This is a genomic window from Shewanella sp. SM55 (assembly GCF_025654025.1).
GTDB lineage: Bacteria > Pseudomonadota > Gammaproteobacteria > Enterobacterales > Shewanellaceae > Shewanella > Shewanella oncorhynchi.
In genome coordinates, this window is the sequence record NZ_JAKKRS010000020.1 from 53,352 (window position 1) to 72,059 (window position 18,708).

The 18,708-nt window shown below is 46.2% G+C and carries 11 protein-coding genes; 6 read left to right on the forward strand and 5 right to left on the reverse strand.

The genetic code is table 11. The features are described from left to right. Positions 1-209: 209 nt before the first annotated feature. A complete protein-coding gene (locus L5L91_RS20995; RefSeq protein ID WP_263237643.1) occupies positions 210-1,580 on the reverse strand; it encodes a DUF4397 domain-containing protein in 1,371 nt (456 codons plus the stop codon). 372 nt (positions 1,581-1,952) lie between these two features. On the opposite strand from L5L91_RS20995, the gene L5L91_RS21000 reads away from it, so the two are divergent. Next, positions 1,953-4,670 carry a DEAD/DEAH box helicase gene (locus tag L5L91_RS21000; RefSeq protein ID WP_263237644.1) on the forward strand — a complete coding sequence of 906 codons (2,718 nt, stop codon included), beginning with the start codon at positions 1,953-1,955 and terminating at the stop codon, positions 4,668-4,670. A gap of 17 nt (positions 4,671-4,687) precedes the next feature. Here L5L91_RS21000 and yidZ read toward each other — a convergent pair whose 3' ends face one another. The 4 genes from yidZ to ansB all read right to left on the reverse strand — a co-directional run bounded on the left by yidZ (position 4,688) and on the right by ansB (position 11,443). Continuing rightward, positions 4,688-5,647: an HTH-type transcriptional regulator YidZ gene (gene yidZ / locus L5L91_RS21005; protein WP_263237645.1), complete on the reverse strand. Its 960-nt coding sequence runs from the start codon at positions 5,645-5,647 to the stop codon at positions 4,688-4,690. After that, the gene (locus L5L91_RS21010; RefSeq protein ID WP_263237648.1) at positions 5,622-6,812 is read right to left on the reverse strand and encodes an MFS transporter; all 1,191 of its coding nucleotides are present in this window, start codon (positions 6,810-6,812) and stop codon (positions 5,622-5,624) included. The genes yidZ and L5L91_RS21010 overlap by 26 nt, the downstream gene beginning before the upstream one ends. Before the next feature lie 253 nt (positions 6,813-7,065). Beyond that, entirely contained in the window at positions 7,066-9,900 is a 2,835-nt protein-coding gene (locus L5L91_RS21015; protein ID WP_263237649.1) for a M16 family metallopeptidase, read from the reverse strand. 484 nt (positions 9,901-10,384) lie between these two features. Then, positions 10,385-11,443: an L-asparaginase 2 gene (ansB, locus tag L5L91_RS21020; protein ID WP_263237650.1), complete on the reverse strand. Its 1,059-nt coding sequence runs from the start codon at positions 11,441-11,443 to the stop codon at positions 10,385-10,387. Between the two features lie 556 nt (positions 11,444-11,999). On the opposite strand from ansB, the gene aspA reads away from it, so the two are divergent. The 5 genes from aspA to L5L91_RS21045 all read left to right on the forward strand — a co-directional run bounded on the left by aspA (position 12,000) and on the right by L5L91_RS21045 (position 18,606). Further along, entirely contained in the window at positions 12,000-13,442 is a 1,443-nt protein-coding gene (aspA, locus tag L5L91_RS21025; RefSeq protein ID WP_263237651.1) for an aspartate ammonia-lyase, read from the forward strand. A gap of 114 nt (positions 13,443-13,556) precedes the next feature. Further along, the gene (locus L5L91_RS21030) at positions 13,557-14,858 is read left to right on the forward strand and encodes an anaerobic C4-dicarboxylate transporter (protein WP_263181810.1); all 1,302 of its coding nucleotides are present in this window, start codon (positions 13,557-13,559) and stop codon (positions 14,856-14,858) included. Positions 14,859-14,997: 139 nt separating this feature from the next. Further along, the gene (locus L5L91_RS21035; protein ID WP_263237652.1) at positions 14,998-15,723 is read left to right on the forward strand and encodes a fumarate reductase cytochrome b subunit; all 726 of its coding nucleotides are present in this window, start codon (positions 14,998-15,000) and stop codon (positions 15,721-15,723) included. A gap of 151 nt (positions 15,724-15,874) precedes the next feature. Next, complete coding sequence (locus tag L5L91_RS21040) at positions 15,875-17,884, forward strand: fumarate reductase flavoprotein subunit (protein WP_263186120.1); 2,010 nt, start codon at positions 15,875-15,877, stop codon at positions 17,882-17,884. Beyond that, the gene (locus L5L91_RS21045; protein ID WP_113940031.1) at positions 17,881-18,606 is read left to right on the forward strand and encodes a fumarate reductase iron-sulfur subunit; all 726 of its coding nucleotides are present in this window, start codon (positions 17,881-17,883) and stop codon (positions 18,604-18,606) included. Before L5L91_RS21040 ends, L5L91_RS21045 begins: the two co-directional genes overlap by 4 nt. Positions 18,607-18,708 lie beyond the last annotated feature (102 nt).

Here is an 18,708-nt window from a genome sequence, read left to right on the forward strand (position 1 = left end):
TGCTCGCGTTATTCACATCACAGCAATGCTCGGCTTAATTTTTGCCGATCAGCCTACATTAACCCCGCAGCCACAATCAATAAAAAGTGAATGCTAAGACAATAATGCTCAATCTACTAAGCCCACTAAAACGAGCACACAAAAACAGCTCAAAAAAAGCGCTACCTAAGTAGCGCTGTTTTATTAGAGCCGTTCACTCACCTTAGCGGTTAGATCTTAATCAAGTTATAACCAAAGCTAGTAGAAGGATCTTTATTCAGCACCATAGTCACATTGTCTTCATTGCTGAAATCCATTAAATCGGATGCATAGACAACGGTTTTAGTACCGTTTTCCACAGCGATAACCTTAATAGAATATTCGCCAGCTGGCACAGTCAATGACTGATGGCTTGCTGGATTGACCGAGGTGATCTTATTTACAGCCGTTTCAATCGTGTCATTTGCCTTTAAGAAATACACGGTTAGATTGCTTTTATCGGCAAAACTCACAATGTCGAACTTAAAGCTATAGGGACTTGGCGTCTTAGTTTGCTTCATCTCCATCGCCTTTACTTGGCTGCCCTGCTCGGTCGTTTGCTCATAGATGAAGATGGTTTTAATCTCATCTTGGTTCAGGGTGATAAGCACATTATCGAGCAATTTATTTTGCGTACTGTGGTCGAACACACTCACACCAAAATCATTAAACTCAGCACCTTGATAGCTCGTCACCCCAAAAGATGGCACTTCGCTAAACAGAGTATCTTGCTTACTGCTAGCCACTTTCACATCGATAATGTGCGAACCTAAACCGTTAAAGACGCGATAATCGACACTCGCTTCTAATGCTACATGATTGCGAACATTGGTGGTTGAATCGACACTGTCCAAGGTAATTTTTGAATCCGAAGCACCAAAACCTTCGCGGATAATCAGCTTATAAGGCACCTTAGAACTGAATTTAATGTTTGCAGTTGTATAAGAAACATTGGTTGTTCCCGCTGGTGCGAGGTAAACCTTATATTCACCCGTATCCATCACTTGCGGCTGCGACACTTCACCATAAGCCACACTACCTAACATCACGGCATCGGCAAAGGTTTGGGTCGACTTAGAAACATAAGCGTCAAAGGCTTGGGCATGAACTGCAGTATTGGCAATCAAGAGCTGCATTTTACTGTTTTCAGCCACTTCGTTGAGCTTATCGAGTTCAGTGCGAGAATAGTTGATATTAAGTAATTTAGGTTCGGTAAAATCACCATGTAATACAAAGAAATGGTCCGTTGCAACTTTCAAATCGATATCTTCTTTATAAATAGAGATATCTTTATCAGAGGCATCCTTAGCCATCACTTCAATCGCAGCTACGCCAGCCGTCGACGTAAATCGCGGCATAGTGTCCCCATAGATCACACTTTCATAGGTTTTATCGGCAACTTTGAGTGCAGTAGCAGTGCTTCCAGCTGAAGCATTATAAAATTGCACATAGGTGGCATTTTGATCTGTGCCCTCTTCATTATTATCATCTGAGCCACATGCCGTTACCGCTAAACAGGCAACAGCCACCGCAGCGAATCCCTTTAGCTTACTTTTTATCATTGTTTCCCTCATTAGCAGACAAAAATTCAGTTCAATCTACGCAGTTATACAATGACAACAATGGCAATTTCCACTAAAAACAAAAACAAATATTTTACAAACTCAAACACTTAACAAACATTTCAATAACACACCAAAAAGTGATACAAACCACACTTTTCAGGCCCTTAATTGATACAAATGCGGCTGCTGATACTTTTGCTCGCCTATCAAAAATTCTGCTCCAGTGGAAAATGGCTGATCTATCGAACTCCTCTCTTTTAGGCTTATAGCGACTATGGATAAACTATCCTCAGACGGTACAAACCTTGTTCGACTAATGCGATTAGGTTACTCTCGCATCGCCAATTAAGCCTTTGGGATGGATAGGATTTGCAAGGGATTCTCAACTACTACAAACAATGTTTTCAACACGATAGTGCCGAAATCAATCTCTGGTCTAGCCACAAGCTTACCGAGCAAGATCAGCTATTACTCCAACATGAAGACGAGTTAAGCAGTGGCTTCCTACCCCGCTTGCCTGTGCCATTTGCTCCCGCCAGTGCATTACTAGCACGTAGCGCTTTGTATTTACGTGAAAAGGTATTATTGCACTGCTGTCTGTTTTTCTGCGGCACAGTCGACCTTAATGGTGAAAAACGTAAAGTCGTGACGCCACTGCTGTACCGCGAATGCCAATTACAGGCTGACGGCGATAATCTCTACCTAGAGAGCAATAACACTCTAGCTGGCAGCGGACCATTCACTATCAATGAAGCTCTATTAGAAAAATTAGTCGTTGAAGGACATAGCCTAAGCCAAGATTTACGCGATAATCCAACGGATGTCAGTGGCTGGATAGCTTGGCTGCGGGCGGGCCAAGCCGACGTTGATACCAGTCACTTATTGCATTTTCCCAAGCTGATCGATGAGGCTGAATTTACTAGCTTATGCCGTAAACGTGGGCAGTTTATGGTTAGTCGAAGCCAAATCATTTTGGCAGAACGTTCGATCGCGAGTCGGGGCATTTTGCACGAACTCGACAAACTAATGACAGCGGCTGAACCATCAGCACCGCTTAAAGCACTATTCGCAGAAACACAACAAACAACATCAATAAGCGCTAGTGTAGACACGCAAGAGGCTTATCTTCCTGGGCTGTTAAGCCGCGCGCAAATTCAGGCCTTCAAGATTGCGGCCAATCATACTTTGGGGCAGATCTCAGGCCCACCGGGAACAGGTAAGAGTTACACCATAGCCACAGTGGCGGCGGAGCAGGTATTAAGGGGCAAATCTGTCCTCATCGTCGCCCACACTGATGTTGCTGTTGATGTGATTGCCGATAAATTGCAACAACAATTCCAGCTAGGGAGCAGCCTTATCAGAGCAGGCTCGCCGCAGTTTATAAAAGTCCTTAAAAACCAGATTGATGAAATGCTCCATGGTCAGCACCCTGCATCTGATGAAGCCGTCTCGGATAGGTTGCTATTAAGTGCAAAACAGCAACTTAACACTGTGACTCGTCAGCAAGTCAAGATGGAAGCGGGCTTTATACGTCATTGCCGCCATGCCATACGTCGCGGCCAAAAACTGGCAACCTTACAACAAGGACAATCGCGCTGGCGCTTAGGATTTTACAACTGGGCTTACCGCGCAGGTATAAAAAGGTTTGCCCAGCAATGGAATGAACTCGATAAATTAACCGCCCTCATCGCCCAAAAAGAAGACTTAAGCCTCAAATACTTACAATTGGCCACTCACTATCGATTACACCAATTGCTCAAACATAAGCGCAGTACGCTGGTGAGTTTTGCCAGTGCACTTCGCGCTCGACAATCAGCTAAGCAACTCGACGGTTTCTACAAAACGGATTTTGATGCCTTAAAGCAAACCTTTCCCATTTGGTTATCGAGCCTTGCCAGCTTGCATAAAGTGCTGCCCATGGAGCAGCAAATGTTTGATTTAGTGATTATTGATGAAGCCACCCAAGCCAATATTGCCGCATGTTTACCGGCCTTGCAGCGGGCAAAAGCAGCACTGGTGGTGGGCGACAGCAAACAGCTGCGCCATTTCTCGTTTTTATCCCGCGCAAAACAAACCCAAATCCAGACCCAACTCGGACTCGCCCCGGATTGTCGCGGCCTAATGAGCTACCGTGATGCCAGTATGCTCGACTTAGTATCGCAATCCCTTGCGAGCCAATCCCAAGTGGTATTTTTAAATGAGCATTTTCGGAGTAAACCTGAGCTGATCCAATTTAGTAATCAGCAGTTTTATCAAGGTATGCTGAAGATTATGCAGCACAGACCCTGCACGAGTTCGGGGCACTTACACAGAGTCCAGGTGACTGGCAGCCGTGACAGTAAAGGAATTAACGCCATAGAAGCGGAGGCATTAATTGAAAAGTTAGCTCAACTGATTGATGAACAAGAAAATGCATTAGTGCCCGCCAGCATTGGTGTGCTCTCCTGTTTTCGCAATCAGACGGAGTATTTATCCCAGCAGATCCTCGCACGCTTTAGCACGCAGCAAATAGAACGTCATCAATTACGGATTGCCACGCCCTTTGGTTTTCAAGGGGAAGAGCGCGATATTATGCTGCTGTCGTTTAGCATAACGGCCAACGACAGCCGCGCCGCCGTGTATTTAAATCGCGAAGATATGTTCAATGTCGCCATCACCCGTGCTAAACAGATGCAGTGGCTATTTTTATCGGTACAAGCGCATGAACTCCCCAACAATAATTTACTGGCAACTTACTTAGCATCGGCGGGTCAATTTCAAGCGGCACACAATTATGTCGATTCCCTCGATACCTTCGGCCAGTCTGTGGCACAGGCGATTGAAGCAAAAGGCATAACAGTCTGGCGCGCCTACCATATGGCGGGGCTAGAACTGGATATTCTGTGCCGCTATGGTAACCAATATTTAGCAATAGATTTAATCGGTTACCCAGGACCTTGGGCGGATTTTTTCGATATTGAACTGTATAAACTCTTACAGCGCGCGGGCATTAAACTTATCCCCGTCAGCTACGGGCTATGGTGCCAACAGCGAGAACTTTGTATCCAACATATTTGTCAGCAATTGGGTATTACCCAAACAAGTTAATGCAGTAAATAACAGCCTTAATCATGCTGTTGATAAATCGCTTTTATCCTATTTCGCAGCCAAGTGATTTTGGGGTTGTGGCTGTTTCTCTTATGCCAAATCAAGGTAAAAGGGATCGCGAGCTTATCGAGATATTCGCCACTTATCGGGATAGGGCGACTGACTAAGTCAGGATGTAATTGGCGGGCATATTGTTCGCAATATTGTGGCGCAATTGCCATCATGTTGTGGTGAGGCTCTGCCGCGACAAACAGTGACTGCTCAAAACTGGCCAAGGTCAGCACAATATTACGGCTTAACCCAAGCTCAATAAGCACATCATCCAAGGCCCAAGTTTCGCTTTTTTCCCACAAGATATTGATATGCGAATATTTAAGAAAGGTGTCTATATTCCACTCTTCCTGCAAGGCGGGATGATCGCGGCGCAAATACACCTGAGGAAGATCGGTAAATAAAACCTCAAAATCGATAAAATAGGGTAATAAATCAAGGGATTCCTTGGAACGTGGATGACTTTCTCGGCCGGTAAAACCCATATCAGCTTCACCACGCACAATCGCTTCGAGTGAATCGTAATCCCAATTTCGTACCTTCACCTTTGCATCAGGGTATTGAGTATAAATGGCCTGAGTCAGCTCATTAAGCATGATAAGCAACAAAGGCGACTCAAGCATCAACTCGAAGGTGAGCCCTTTGGTCATCTCGTCACCGCGCTTAGCCATCAGTTGCTTACCCATTTGCAACCATTCCGATAACTCCTGCTCCATACCGTGAGCCAATGGCGTTAACTGAAATCCCTGCGGCGTTTTGACAAATAAGGGATCGTCAAACCAATCCCGTAATTTGGCCAGCGACTTACTCACAGTGGATGGTGTGACATTGAGCTTTTTGGCAGCCTTAGAGACACTCCGCTCCTGTAATAAAAGCTGCAAAATAAACAATAAGTTAAGATCAAGCCGACTCAGGGATTTGGTCATTAAGTACAATTTCCGGCAATTTAGGAACCGCTAAGATCAGTGTAATGCTCATCAGCGCACCGACAGCGAGGATCACTAATAATATATTAATCGCACTCACTTCGAGCAGACCCATCACCCAAATATACAAGGCTGAAGTACACACTTGGGCAATTCCCAGTAAAGAGCTGGCAACCCCAGCCCGAGCCACAAATGGGCTGAGTGCCTGACTCATGGTGACCCCAAATCCAATCGAAAAACCGGAACAAACAAAAGCAAAACCTAACAGGTTGAATGACTGACTAACCCCGCCCAATTGAGTCAAGATAAACACCAATGCCGCTGCGACAAATAATGTCTGAGAGAACAAGATTAACGATTTTTCTTTAAACAGGTTAAGCAAAAAGGGCGTCGAAAATGAGGCTAACATACTCACCAATGCCATCATTGCCATGGTATTGGAATATTGCCCACGGTCAAACCCCATCTGCCCCATGATCAACATGGGAGAGACATTTACATAGCTTAAAATCGTGGTCACACCTAAAGTCGTTATCACCACACGACTGAGAAAAAACCGCTGTTTAAAGGATTCTTTATACCCACCCAGCTCAACTGTGGTGTGAAATTGCGGTTTAGGATAGGTTTCGTGCAATACAAAAATACACAGGATTAAGACCATTAATCCCATCCCCGCCATAGTGTTAAATAGGCTAGACCATGGGAATTTAAGCATAATTAAATGGCCTATCACAGGCGCTATCACTGGGATAATGCAAGTCACGCCATTGACCATAGAGAGCACTTTTGCTCGGCGCTTATCGTCTAATACATCACGCAAAATCGCAAAAGCCACAACGTAGCAAGAACCCGCACCAATGCCTTGTGCAAAGCGTGCCATTAAAAAGAGATCACTGGTTTGCGCACTACCGGCAAAGTAAGAGGCAATAGCAAACAAAAATGCGCCAAACAAGGTAATGGGTTTACGCCCAATCCTATCGGCTAAGCTCCCCGCAAACAGCATAGTGGTCGCCATGCCCGCAAGATACACAGAAAAAGCAATATGCAGCTGCGCCTCACTCGCCCCTAAATCCTGCGCAATTTGCGGCAAACCGATCAAGTACATATCTATCCCTGTCGGGTACAAAAGCACTAGACAAAAACTGCACAATAGATATCGAAACATATACCTCACCCCATTAGCCATCTCACACATTAGTTGCGCCTAGCCTAGTTTCACTCGCGCAGATCTGTGAGTGGCATTTTCGACAACAGGTATTTCCATTGACGACCTATGGGAGGACATAACACCACGAACGAGGAAGAAAAGTTGGTAACAGAACTGAAGAAGGAAAGGGGTAGAAAAATATCCCCTGCGGTTTGCGACCACAGGGGATATGTCGGTGAATGATCAGTCTACTATTCTATGAGCCCAACACTCATTGCTGAGGTTCTGGCGGTGCAGGAAGGACTTGGATCATTAAACTGCTATCGTCTTGCAGATATTGCTGCGCCAATTTATTAAGTTCTGCAACTGTCATCTGCTGCGCTAACGCTTGCCTTTGTTTAAAGGCAGCAAAACGACTAGGATGACTCTGGGCAGTTGAGGTGAGATCTAACCAAAAACCATTGGTTTGCGGCGCAGCTTGCATCCACTCAAGCACAGGTTGGCGGGCTCGATTAAGTAAGTCCTCACTGATCCCCGAAGGCGCTTTAACTTGCTTAACTGCGGCGGTGAAATACTCGGCAACCGTTGGCAACATGGCTTGAGTCGTCACGCTAAACAAACCTAAGTAACCATAACCGCTGGCATTGAAATCGTTGTAAGAAAAGGCCGATGGCGAATAACTCGCGCCCGCTTTCTCCCTCACGTTTTCCGTTAATAGAATGCTTAGCACTTGCTCCAGCAGACCCAATCCCGCGTGTTGACTCAAGTGAGTCATGTCCGTTGTAGGCCACACCATGGCAAGTGCCGCCATATCAAGTTGACCATAATGCGTTAATGTTTTCTGAACGGGCACTTTCGGAAACACAGGTACTATCGACTGAGCATTAGCAATAGGGCTACGCTTAATAGCGCCAAGCGTTTCAGCCACAGCAGCAATGGCACTCGCTTCGTCAAAATCGCCCACAATAGCGAGTTCAATCGCCCCTTGTTCGACGGCCGAATGGAAACTAGGCGCTAATTCGCCAAAGTGACGTTTGAGAATTTCTTCAGGCTCACCATAACCATAGCGTTTATCGCCATTATGGGAGATACGGGCAAACTGATTAGAAAACTCAGATTGTGGGTTGCTATGAATACTTTGTTGCTCGGCAATCACTTGTTCACGAAACAATTGCTCAGCCTGCTTATCCATACCCGGCTCAATTAAATAAGCCGTCATTAAGCCAAGCTGCGTGCGTAGCTCTGCGGCATTAGTGCTAATCTCGCCGCCAAAACTTTGTTCACGCAGGCCTAAGTTGATGGAAATATCTTGCCCAGCAAAAATATCCTGCAGACTGTCATAATCATGGGCCTTGAGCCCACCCTGCACAAACGCACTGTTAAACAGATAAGACAAACCATCCAACTCAGGGAATGGCACTTCACCAAAGCCAATGTTTAGGCTGACCAATGTGGTGCCTTTATTAAAGTTGGTAGGCTTAAGATTAAGGCGCACGCCATTGGCAAATTGCAGTTGGCGAATCCCCGTTTCCTTATCGCGACTATCGGCCACTAACTTGCCTTGCTCGCCAAACTGAGTATAAGCAAACTCATCAATCGCCTTGATTGATGGTGCGCTCACCGCTTGTTTACGGCTTTTCTCGTAGCTGGCGATAAGCTGTTTTTCAGCATTTTCAATGGGCTTATTGCTCGTCAGATACAAATACGGCGTGGTGTTCCATGTTTGATTAAACACTTGGCTTAGCTTTTGCGGTGTCACTGTTGGCATTATTTTTTCAAAAAATGCGAGCTGCCAATCGGGTTCGACAGGGACGCGATTGCCCGCCACCGAATACACTAGACTCTCGGCAATATTCACACTGTGAATGGTACTGCTACCCGCGACACTTAGCTGATATCCCTTATGCATACGTTTGATTTGCTGGTCAATTTCCTGCTGGCTAAAACCAAACTCTTTTGCTTGACGCAGGGTTTTCTCCAAGAGTGCGATTCCCTCTTGCCAGTTATTTTCCTGCGTACCTAGGCTCATCTGTGTGCCATAGGCAATATCAAACTGCGGTCCAACCTGCAGGTTTACACCATATAAACCTTGGCTATGCAGTAATTGCGACTCCATACGGCGATACAAGATGCCGTGGGCAAGCTCGAGCAACATTTCCTGCTCCCGCACAGCAGGGCTATCGGTAATCGCTGAGATGGGTTTTAGCATGCCAAGGGAAACTGACGTTGACAGACTTGGATCAAAAAATGCCGCCGCATCGACACTTTGGCGCTCTGCGACAGTACCAATAGCTTGTTCCTTGGTTTTAGCGGCCAAAGGCGCGGCTTTCCAACTGGCAAACTGTTGTTTTATCTTTTGTTCTACCGCGGCGACCTCGATATCACCCACCACAATTAAAGTAGTACGTGAGGGCGTATAAAAACGCTGATATAAAGACAGCAACGCCTCGCGATTGGCATTACTGATACTGTTCGCCTCCCCCACAGGGAAGCGCTTTGACAGCAATGTGTTTGGCATTAAAAACTGTAATTGGTTACGGTAATTCTCAAGATCCGCACCGCTACGTTCACGCAGCTCAGACAACACTACCGCTTTTTCACGTTCAATTAGCGCTGGATCGAGTAATAGATTACTGCCAATTTCTCGCATTAAAAACAAAGCAGTATCGATTTTATCTTGGCTATTACTTGGCAAGTTGAATTGATAGACCGTCTGCTGAAACTCAGTCACAGCATTGGTATCGGCGCCAAAACTCAGGCCAAGGCGCTGCAATGTCGGCATCATCTCCCCCGCCGCCAATCCGGTCGAGCCATTAAAGGCCATATGCTCAAGAAAGTGCACTAATCCTTGCTCGGTATCAGACTCGACCAAAGAGCCTACATCCACCCGCATCCGCACTATGACCGCCTGCTCCGGCGTCTTATTGCTCACCAATAAATAACGCATACCATTGGCAAGTTCACCGGTATGGATCCGCTCACTCATAGGCAAGCCTGTCGTTCCCATCCACAGCGGATCTTCGCTCGCCTGCAGTGGCAACGCCATACTCAAAAGCGCCAGCAGTAACCACTGACGCACAAAACTAATTACCTTGAAATTGTTCATTAAAATTCGCACTTTTCCCCCAAAATCAAACAAGAAACCTAGGAAGCGCTCACCTATGTTTCAGATAAAATAAGCTTTCACTATAGTACCTAAAGCACTTTAAGTCACAAAATCAATACCTTATGCCGTACTAAAAATAGTTTATCGCCTTGATATATAGTCAGAATATGCCGAAAAATAATGAGCGAGGAAGGAAGCTGAAACAGCTGTGGATTTAATGGTTACTGTGGAATGGTATACATATATTAGCGAAATATTGAGTGTTTAATTAGCCAAGCACTTTCTTAAATCTAATTACAGAGCAATATCTTGATTGAAAATCTGAGTTGAACCCTCACAATTTTGGCTTTAAAAATCACACCAAAGTTTAGATATTTCGACTCATGGCCTCGTGAAAAAACCACTTCACAGGTAAGCCATTAATGCAAAATGCAAAAGCCCTACAAATATTCGCAGGACTTTTGTTTTATCACGCAGCTGATTCTTAAAACTGTTGAAACCAACGTTGGATCTGTTGTGGATCTTTGCTTTGTGTTAACGACAGCATCAGTAAAATGCGGGCTTTTTGCGGGTTAAGATTACCTGCGGCGATAAAGCCATATTTAGCATCATCTATCTCAGCATCAAGCGTGGTTGCACCAGTGGGCACTCGGCTAGAGCGAACGACTAAGGTGCCTTTTTGACTCGCCTTAGCTAAGGTATCAAATATTGAGTGGTAAATATTACCATTACCTACACCGGCGCTGACTATGCCATCAAAACCCGCTTCAACCATAGCTTTGACAGGTAAATCGCTGGCATTAGCGTAGTTGTAGACAATCCCTACCTGTGGCAGCTTGTCGAGTTTGCTAACATCAAAAGGCGTTTGCCTTGTATGTTGACGCTCAGTATTACCCATGTACTCAATCTTGCTGTTATGGATAACGCCCAGTGGACCAAAGTTAGGCGCGGCAAAGGTATGCACACCTGTAGTGTTAGTCTTAGTCACATCGCGGGCATTCAATACGGTATCGTTCATCACCACCAACACGCCTCGACCTTTAGATTCGAGGTTAGCGGCGGTCGCGACTGCGTTATACAAATTCATCGGGCCATCGGCACTCATGGCAGTTGATGGACGCATTGCCCCAACCAGTACTACAGGCTTATCGCTCTTGATGGTGAGATTTAAAAAATACGCCGTTTCCTCTAAGGTATCAGTACCATGGGTGATGACGATACCGTCGACATCTTTATCAGCCAATAGCAGATTGATGCGCTTGGCTAAGGCTAGCCAAACTTTATCGTTCATATCCTGCGAACCGATTTTAACCAGTTGCTCACCTTGAATATCGGCAAGTTGTTTCATTTCAGGCACGGCCGCAATTAAGCTACTAATGCCCACTTCACCAGCCTGATAGTTAGACTCAGTAGCCGATTGTCCGACTCCCGCAATAGTGCCGCCCGTGGCAATAATACGTACCTGTGGAAGCGCCTGCGCCGCGGAGGAGAGAAATAACCCTAAAGTGACCGAGAGCAAAAGCTTACGCATTGGAAAATTCATGCTTACATCCTTTGATTAATAATAAACGCCCACAGTGTGCACTATTGTCTAAGCCTCACTGTGATAGCTCTCACTAAAATGAAATAACAGATTTAGCGTTATCTAATTGATTATTTAAACTTTAAGGAAAGCACCATGCATTTATTATTGAGTAGATTTAACTAATCAATGATTATTCGCTATTGACGCGGTGACAATTAAATATCGTATGGTTTATTTAAACTTAAAAACACTTGAATAAATATGTCGCCGATTGGTTAACGAATAACAAATCTATAGCTAATTTGCATCAAAAAGTAATGGCTCACACTAGTGATCCGAGTTGAGAGACTTATCTAAGAAACAAAAGAAATACACTATTTCAAACAGTTAAGTGATCACCATCCTAATCCTGTTATTGCCAAAGCGTTAAGATCTACTTCGATAGTCAAGGAGACGATTCTCCTTCATGTTTTCGATGAGTTATTCTTGATGTGTTACGTATACTTATTGTACACATCCACAACTCAATACTCGGAGATATATCTTACTATTAATTGGATTTAATAGGATCGAAATGAAAGATACTAATAGCGTACGGATCGAAGAAGATTTATTGGGCACGAAAGAAGTTTCCAATGAGTTTTATTATGGCATACATACATTACGTGCCATCGAAAACTTTAAGCTGAGTAATCAAAAAATTTCCGATGTACCTGAATTAGTCCGTGGCATGATGCTAACAAAAAAAGCCGCTGCCATGGCTAACAGTGAATTAGGCGCTGTAAGTCCTGACATCGCTGACAAAATTATTGAAGCGTGCGATCTAATACTCACAACGGGTCGATTTGTTGATCAATTTCCGGTCGATGTTTATCAGGGAGGCGCAGGTACTTCAGTCAACATGAATACCAATGAGGTATTAGCCAACGTTGCACTGGAGATCATGGGGCTAGAAAAAGGCCGTTACGATGTCATCAATCCTAATGACCATGTCAATAAATGCCAATCGACTAACGATGCCTATCCAACAGGTTTCCGTATTGCGGTCATCAACAGTACCGATATTCTGTTAGATGCATTAACCGACCTTATCAGCGCTTTCGACACTAAAGCCACAGAGTTTAAAACCATCTTAAAAATGGGCCGCACTCAATTGCAAGATGCCGTGCCTATGACCTTAGGCCAAGAGTTTCATGCCTTTGCAGTTACATTGCGAGAAGAAATTAAGTCCATCAAGCGTTGCCAAGAGTTGTTGTTAGAAGTGAACTTAGGCGCAACCGCCATTGGTACAGGGCTCAATACGCCTGTCGGTTATTCTGCATTAGCCATTAAGTATCTGGCAGACATTACTGGCCGCGCCTATGTGCCAGCGGAAGATTTAATCGAAGCGACATCCGATTGTGGTGCCTACGTTATGCTGCACAGTGCAATTAAGCGTATGGCGATTAAAATGTCCAAGATTTGTAACGACCTACGCTTACTTTCATCGGGTCCACGTACAGGTCTGAAGGAGATTAATCTTCCTGAGCTGCAAGCGGGTTCCTCCATCATGCCAGCCAAGGTTAACCCTGTGATCCCTGAGGTCGTCAATCAGGTTGCCTTTAAGATTGTCGGCAACGATATCACTATCACTATGGCCGCCGAAGCAGGTCAATTACAGCTTAACGTAATGGAACCTGTGATTGGACAGGCAATGTTTGAGTCGCTCAGTTTGATGGGCAATGCCTGTATCTCTCTACGTGAAAAATGCGTTGAAGGTATCACAGCAAATCCAGAGATCTGCATGGCTCATGTGATGAACTCTATCGGGATCGTGACCTACCTTAACCCAATCATCGGCCACCATGAGGGTGACATCATAGGCAAGATTTGCGCCCAAACGGGTAAAAATGTCCGTGAAGTGGTACTCGAACGCGGTTTGTTAACGGTTGAAGAACTCGATGACATTCTCTCAGTTGAAAACCTGATGAATCCTAAATATCAGGCTAAACGCAATACCAGCAAAGCCAAAGTGTAACTCAGTGGGGCTGGGGAGCCTTCCCCAGCCCACAACTCGATGATTCAAGAATAAGCCTGCGCAGAGTGAACATGCGTAGGCTATTGAAATTAAAAATAAAATAGAGTTAACACTATGATTATATTAGAGATAATTATCGTCCTCGGGGCTATTTACCTTGGTGCAAGGATGGGTAGCATGGGAGTCGGCTTCGCTGGCGGTGTCGGGGTACTGATACTGACCGCGGGGATGGGACTCAAACCGGGCAATATCCCGATTGACGTGATCCTCATCATTATGTCAGTTATCACCGCGATTGCGGCCATGCAAGTGTCTGGAGGGATGGATTATTTAGTCTCACTGGCAGAAAAATTATTACGTAAGCATCCCAAACAAATCACCTTTCTGGCCCCTGTCGTCACCTATTTCATGACACTTTTTGCGGGTACAGGCCACACAGCATTCTCCACCTTACCTGTTATTGCCGAAGTCGCAAAAGAGCAAGGCATTCGCCCCTCTCGTCCCTTATCTATTGCCGTTGTCGCATCTCAAGTCGCCATTACCGCCTCACCGATTTCAGCGGCTGTCGTGTTCTTCTCAGGCATCTTAGAGCCGTTTGGCGTAGATTATTTAGTACTGTTAGCCGTTTGTATTCCCTCAACTTTCCTCGCCTGCATGGTCGGAGCCGTTGTTGCCAACTTAATGGGCAAAGAACTGGCCGATGATCCTGTCTATCAAGAACGCTTAGCCAAAGGTTTAGTCAAAACACGCGGTACAACTCAAATCGAAATTAAAGCCGGCGCGAAACGATCTGTGATGATTTTCTTGCTGGCGATTGCGGCTGTCATGGCCTATGCCACTGCGATATCTGACAAAGTCGGTTTGATTATTGACCCTGTATTGCCACGCGACGCCGCCATTATGGTGCTGATGCTCACGGCAGCTGCCGCTATTACGATTTTCTGTAAGTTAGACGCAAGTGAAATCTCCAATGCGGCCACCTTTAAATCAGGCATGTCCGCCTGTGTTTGTGTGTTAGGTGTGGCTTGGTTAGGCGATACCTTAGTGTCGAATCATATCGAGGAAATCAAAGATCTTGCCGGCACCTTACTGCAAAGTCAGCCTTGGTTATTATCGGTAACCTTATTCTTTGCCTCCATGCTGCTCTACTCCCAAGGCGCGACAACAAAAGCGCTAATGCCCGCAGCCTTAGCGATTGGCGTAAGTCCATTGACTGCCGTGGCCTCTTTCGCCGCCGTCAGCGCGCTGTTTGTATTACCGACTTACCCCACGCTACTGGCTGCGGTCGAGATGGATGATACCGGCTCGACTCGGATTGGTAAGGCGGTATTTAACCATCCGTTCCTGGTCCCTGGCGTTGTGACGATTGCCACCAGTGTGGCATTGGCCTTCCTGTTTGGCGGCATGATGCTGTAGCTCAATTTTACCCTAAGTGCTCTCAGGGCTAATGCCTACAAATGGATTAACCCTCTTCTTTTAATCTGTATCTATAGACTTTGTGTTGGCGTGATGCAGGTACATTCACGCCATAGCAAATCGAGTAAGAGGTGAATTAATGTCAGCAAAAACGCGTGTTCCTACCGCCATTAACGGCGGACCATTTGGCCAAGCTTGGTCGGCTAAAGCAGACTGCTTACAAAGTGTGACAGGGCTTATATTAGGTATTTTCCTCTTATTTCATATGCATTTCGAGGCGAGCATTTTATTTGGTAAAGAAACCTTCTTTCACATGGTGCAATTCTTAGAAGGCAGTATGTTTAGCTCGACGGGTAATGGCTTCCCCATAGTGACCCAGATCATTTCAGTCATTATGCTGGTGATTGTTGCAGTACATGCCGCCACCGCACTACGTCGTTTTCCAGTGCAATTAGGTCAATGGCGAGCGATGCGTGGCTTCATGTCGACTATCAAGCATAGAGATACCCAAGCATGGTTCTGGCAGATGATCACCGGTTTCTTACTGTTTTTCTTAGTGTCGGCCCATCTTGCCACTATGATTTTAAACCCTGATATTGGCCCTCACCTTTCGGCCGAAAGGGTTTACCACGATAACGCTTGGCTCTTATACGTGGTGTTTTTACCTATCGTGTTATTCCACGGCATCGTTGGTTTATACCGAGTGATATTAAAGTGGGGTGTGAGTAGTAACCGTCCACTTATCCGCACTATAGCGCAAGTATTGATCGTCTATTTATTGTGTTTATGCACATTAAGCCTAGTGACCTATATCAATATTGGTATCGAATTAGTTTTGCCAGTTCAACCGTTTATTCCTCAGTAATGGGCATGACGCTATCGGCGCACCTAGCCTATATAGCAAGACAAACAACATACGGATCCTCCTCTGATACATAGTTGCAGCGCATCTATGCCCGAGGAGCGCAATGATAAATCCATGAAATGTTATCTAAATTATTAGATAAGGATCTGATTTGAAAATCATTTATACAGACTCATTAGTCATTGGTGCAGGATTGGCAGGCCTTAGAGTCGCGATTGCCACCAAAGAGCGAGGCCTAGATACCTTAGTGCTATCGTTAATTCCCGCAAAACGTTCACATTCGGCCGCCGCACAGGGCGGAATGCAAGCCAGCCTAGGCAATACTGTTAAAGGCATGGGCGATAACGAAGACATTCACTTTCAAGACACGGTAAAAGGTTCTGACTGGGGCTGCGATCAAGACGTCGCACGCATGTTTGCCCACGTTGCACCGAAAGCGATCCGCGAACTCACCAACTGGGGCGTACCTTGGTCAAGGATTTCCGCCGGCCCGCGTGAAGTCATCATGAACGCACAAAGGGTAACGCTCAATGAGGCTGAAGAAGCTCACGGCCTGATCAATGCCCGCGATTTTGGTGGCACAAAAAAATGGCGTACTTGTTACACCGCAGACGGCACTGGCCACTCTTTACTGTACGCGGTCGATAACCAAGCTATCTCCATGGGCATTCCAGTACATGAACGGATTGAAGCCCTGTCGCTGATCCATGACGGTAAGCGTTGCCATGGAGTCATTGCCCGCTGTTTAGTCACAGGTGAATTGCGCGCTTATGTGGCCAAATCCACCACCATCGCCACTGGCGGTTATGGCAAGATTTATGAAATATCGACCAATGCCACCATCTGCGAAGGCATAGGCCAAGCGTTAGCACTCGATACTGGTGTCGCCACCTTAGGCAATATGGAAGCGGTGCAGTTTCACCCTACCGCCATAGTGCCCGCGGGGATCCTTACCACTGAAGGTTGTCGTGGTGATGGCGGTATCCTGCGCGATAAAGACGGTCATCGCTTTATGCCAGATTACGAGCCTGAGAAAAAAGAACTCGCTTCGCGCGATGTGGTGTCCCGCCGCATGACGGAACATATGCGTAAAGGCAATGGGGTCGAAAGCCCTTATGGCCCGCATCTGTGGCTGGATATTACTCAGCTGGGACGTGAGCATATCGAAACCAACCTGCGCGAAGTGAAAGAGATTTGTGATTACTTCCTCGGTATCGATCCTTGTAAAGACTGGATCCCCGTCAGACCTACCCAGCATTATTCCATGGGCGGCGTGCGCACCAATGCCACAGGTGAGAGTCCACAACTCAAAGGGCTGTTCAGTGTCGGAGAAGCGGCCTGTTGGGACATGCATGGTTTTAACCGTTTAGGCGGTAATTCGGTGGCAGAAACTGTGGTCGGCGGAATGATCATCGGCAAATATGTCGCTGATTTTTGTCAGAATAACGACTTAGAAATTGATACAGCGCTGACTCAAAAATTCATCGATAAATTGCAGCAAGAAATCGATGGACTGATCGAAGGCAACGGCACAGAAAACCCCTTCCAAATAAAGAAAGAAATGCAACGCATCATGATGAACTACGTCGGGATCTTCCGTAATGGACCCGAGTTAGATAAAGCCATCAAAGGCTTGAAAGACTTACTGCTGCGGGCAAAAAATCTTGGCCTTAAATGTAAAAAACGTCACGCCAATCCTGAGTTAGTCGAAGCGCTACGCGTCACCCGTATGTTGAAAGTGGCCCTAACCGTCGCCTGTGGCGCAGAGGCTCGCACTGAAAGCCGCGGCGCCCATTCACGGGAAGATTACCCACAACGCAATGATAAAGATTGGCTCAACCGCACACTGGCAACTTGGCCAGATGCCGAATCACTTGAACCAGTACTGCGTTATGAAGCGCTAGATGTGATGAAAATGGAGCTACCACCGGGATACCGTGGCTACGGTAACGATAATACTATCGCCCATCCAGATACCGAAAAACGCGTACAAGAAATCAATCAAGTGCTCGCGAGCTTAGGTGATGATCCCGATAGAAACACACTGCAGCGAGCCCTGATGCCATACGAGCTGCCAAGCCACCTGCAGGCTCCTAATGAACGCCTCAGCGATACCTTAGCGATCACTCCAGCCCAACCGGTAGGAAACAAACCACTATGAGCCGTCAAATCAGCTTTAATATCTTTCGCTACGATCCGCAAGATGGCCAAGACAAGCCAAAGATGGAACGTTATCAGTTGACTGAAACACCGGGCATGACAGTATTTATCGCCTTAAATCAACTACGTGAGCTACAAGACCCGTCACTGCAGTTCGACTTTGTCTGCCGCGCGGGCATCTGTGGCAGTTGCGCCATGGTGATCAATGGTTTCCCCACGCTTGCCTGTCGCACGTTAACGGCAAATTACCCTAATGGCGAAATCACCCTCATGCCGCTACCTGGCTTCGAGCTGATTGGCGATTTGTCGGTGAATACGGGTAAATTTATGCGTGAATTAGCCGAACGCTTAAAACTGTGGCTGCACCCTAGACCCGATGATCAGGACATTCATCGGCTCGAAAATCCAATGGCACCCGAAGAAGCCGCACGGATCTATGAGCTAGAACGCTGCGTCGAATGTGGCGTTTGCGTGTCGGCCTGCGCCACCAAACAAATGCGTGACACCTTTGTCGGCGCGGTTGGCATGATGAAAATTGCCCGCTTTGAAATGGATAGCAGAGACAGCCGCAGCGCGGATGATTTCTACCATGTGATTGGCAATCAAGACGGCGTGTTCGGCTGTATGACGCTACTCGGCTGCCAAGATAACTGCCCCAAAGATTTGCCACACATGCAGCAAATCGCTTACCTGCGCCGCAAAATGGCCGCGAGCATACTCTAGTTTTCCTTAACCTAAAGTCCCGTTGCGTTAGCGGGGTTTTAGGGCAACACCTTTCCAAAACCAGCTGACAGCTTTTATCTGTCAGCTGCTGAGTTACGAAGC